The following is a 1,663-nucleotide window of genomic DNA, read 5'->3' as shown; positions in this document are numbered from 1 at the left end:
CTCGGCGTACGGCTGGTTCTCGGCCAGCAGCAGGCCCCAGTCGGGGGACGGCGGTTGGGCGCCCAGCCCGAGGAAGCCCAGTGCGGCGAGGCTGAGCGCGATGCCCGGCAGGCGGAGCAGGGCGTGCCGGGCGACCGGGGGCGCGACGGCGGGCAGCAGCTCGTGCCGGAGCAGGTACCAGCGCCCGGCGCCCAGTGCCCGGGTGGCCGTCAGGTGCGTGGTCGCGCGCTCCTGCCGCAGCAGGGAGGAGGTGTGCGCGGCCAGCGGGGACCAGGCCACGACGGCCACGGCGAACGCGGGCGTCCAGGTCCCGCTGCCCATGGCGCCGGTGACGAGGAGCCCGGCCAGTACCGGCGGTACGGCGCTGAGGGTGTCGACCAGCGGCCCGGACACCCTCGGCAGCAGCCCCAGCAGCAGCCCGGCGACGAGGGCTGCTGCACTCACCGCGAGGGCGGTGCCGAGGGTGGTCAGCGCGCCGTGCGAGATGCGGGCGAGCACGTCCCGGCCGAGCGCGTCCGTGCCGAAGGGGTGCTCCAGGGAGGGGGCTTGCAGCCGGGCGAGTGTGTCCAGGGCGAGCGGGTCGCGGGGCAGCCCGAGGCCGATGACGGCGGCCAGCAGACCTCCGTAGAGCAGGGGGAGCGTGCGGGGCGCGGGCGGCCGGGGCCGGTGCAGGGACTGCAGGGCGCCGTCGCGCAGCGCCGGACCGATCAGCACCCGGGCGGCGAGCCGGGCGAGGAGTCCCGCGGTGGCCGCGAGCAGGACGAGGGCGAGTGTGCCGGTCTGCAGGGCGGGCAGGTCCTGGGCGAGTGCGGCGTGCAGCGTGAACCGGCCCAGGCCCGGGATGTCGAAGATCTGCTCGACGGCGACCGATCCACCGGTCAGGCCGACCACGAACAGCGCCAGGTTCGGCAGCAGTCCGGGCACGCAGCGGCGCACCGCCTGCCGTGCCACGGACCTGGACGGCACACCGCGGGCCGCGGCCGCCATGGCCCAGGGTTCTCCGAACGCGCCGGGCAGCAGGTCGTCGAGCATCCGCCCCAGGACCGCCCCGGCCGGCAGGCCGAGGGCGAGCGAGGGCAGCACCATCCACTGCGGCCCGTACCAGCCCAGTGCGGGCAGCCAGCCCAGCTGCACGCCGATCACCGAGGCCAGCACCGCGGCGACGAGGAACTCGGGCAGCGCGGCCAGCACCGCCGTCGCCGTCCCGCCGGGGCGACGCGCCCCGAGCCGGCCCCGCGCACCCAGCCGGAGCGTACGGGCGCAGACGGCGGCCGCCGTGCCCGCGGCGACCACCAGGGCCCCGGACATCAGCAGCAGCGACGCGCCGAGCGCCTGCACGGCGCCGGGCAGTACCTGGCTGCCGGACACCCAGGACGTGCCCGCGTCGCCGTGCAGCAGCCCGCCCAGCCAGCGGCCGAGCAGGGCCGAGGGGCCGTCGTCCAGGCCGAGGTCTTCGCGGATGGCGCGCAGTGTCTCGGGATCGGGGTCGCGGTCCGCCGACCGCGCCCTGAGCACGGTCAGCGCGGGGTCGGTACGGGACAGCCACGGCAGCAGACCGATACCGCACACCAGGGCGGCCAGGAGCACGGTCCGCCACAGCAGTGCCGGGACGCCGCCGCCCGCGAGTGCGCGCACTCGGGAGGCGGCGCCTTTCGGCCAGGGC

Annotated in this window: 1 protein-coding gene; it reads right to left on the bottom strand. The window is 77.5% G+C overall.

Going from position 1 to position 1,663, the window contains the following annotated elements:
* Positions 1 to 1,635, bottom strand: a 1,635-nt coding sequence (locus ABZ281_RS48505; RefSeq protein ID WP_356665143.1) for an ABC transporter permease subunit, incomplete at its 3' end; no start/stop codon positions are given.
* Positions 1,636 to 1,663 lie beyond the last annotated feature (28 nt).

This window comes from Streptomyces sp. NPDC006265, assembly GCF_040613555.1.
Lineage (GTDB): Bacteria > Actinomycetota > Actinomycetes > Streptomycetales > Streptomycetaceae > Streptomyces.
This window is presented reverse-complemented; position numbering and strand designations above follow the sequence as displayed.